We start from the raw sequence: 1126 nt of genomic DNA on the forward strand, positions 1-1126 counted from the left end.
CGATGGTACTGCACCCGACAGGGCGTGGGAGAGTAGCACGTCGCCGCACCACACGATCAGGACCCCCGGTCGAGCACAGCTCCCGGGGGTCCCTGCATACCACAACACCAACAAACAAACCGGGAACACGGCATCGGCCACACGCGAACCCGCAACCACCGACACAGGACCACGAGCGGACGACGACACCCACGAAACCGACAGGAACCACGGGATACCCACGAAACAAGACGGCCCATCATCTCCATGGCCAGGGCTCTAGTTCGATGAATACGTTTATGATGAATGCATACTGATTTCGGATTGGGGCCCCATGCATTACTTCACACCCAAGCGGTGCGCAACATCGAACAAGATCATGTACCACGATAAAGGCCAGGCGCAGCGTGCTGCCGATCAGAGCCTTATCGAGCGTGGTGCCGAACTCTGGGTGTACCGTTGCCAATTCTGCGGCACCTGGCATCTCACCCATCGCGATCCACAGTCCAGTTATCGGCACGTGCCGTTGAACCAGCAGCTCAAGCCGCATAGCCGCAAAAAAGGCTACAAGCCTCGGAGACGATGATTCCCGGCTTTCGGCCCCGCCCTGACGAATCCGTGCGCTATCCGTACCATCCGGTCATTTTCCGATCGGAGGAGATTCGTATCCGGCATGTGCGACATGGTTCGCGTCCACCTGACATAATGCCCGTTATCGGCGAATCGGCATCGATCTCATGCGCGTACGAGGATGTACGGCATTTATCCATCGTCAAAGCCGATGATGACAACGGCGGTTATACATGCGCCGGCAATTCCCCAGCACCCGGTACATGCAACGAAACCTGGCCCATCATGGGTATTCGTCTGCATGCACATATGAATTCGAATGATGGCACGGAGGATGATGCGAAGTGCTTGGCTACGCCGGAGGCGTCCATCTGTGCTAGTGGATGGTGGATGAACGAATCGCGACACGCCGATAGGAAAATGTGTGCATCGATTGACGCCGGCATATCGAAGTTTTCGGGTGTGTTTGTGTTGTGTTTTTGGTGTTTTCGACACGCCGGTGTCTAGTCCGAGCGGATAGTTGACGCATGTCTCGGGGCATGGTTGACGGTGTGTCCTGGGGCATGGTTGACGGGTG

Annotated in this window: 1 protein-coding gene; it reads left to right on the top strand. The window is 56.7% G+C overall.

Features of this window, described 5'->3' with window-relative positions; all coding sequences use genetic code 11:
* The first annotated feature begins 313 nt into the window (after positions 1-313).
* Positions 314-565 carry a hypothetical protein gene (locus GFD21_RS10900; protein ID WP_163197997.1) on the top strand — a complete coding sequence of 84 codons (252 nt, stop codon included), beginning with the start codon at positions 314-316 and terminating at the stop codon, positions 563-565.
* Positions 566-1126 lie beyond the last annotated feature (561 nt).

The organism is Bifidobacterium platyrrhinorum (genome assembly GCF_010667645.1).
GTDB lineage: Bacteria > Actinomycetota > Actinomycetes > Actinomycetales > Bifidobacteriaceae > Bifidobacterium > Bifidobacterium platyrrhinorum.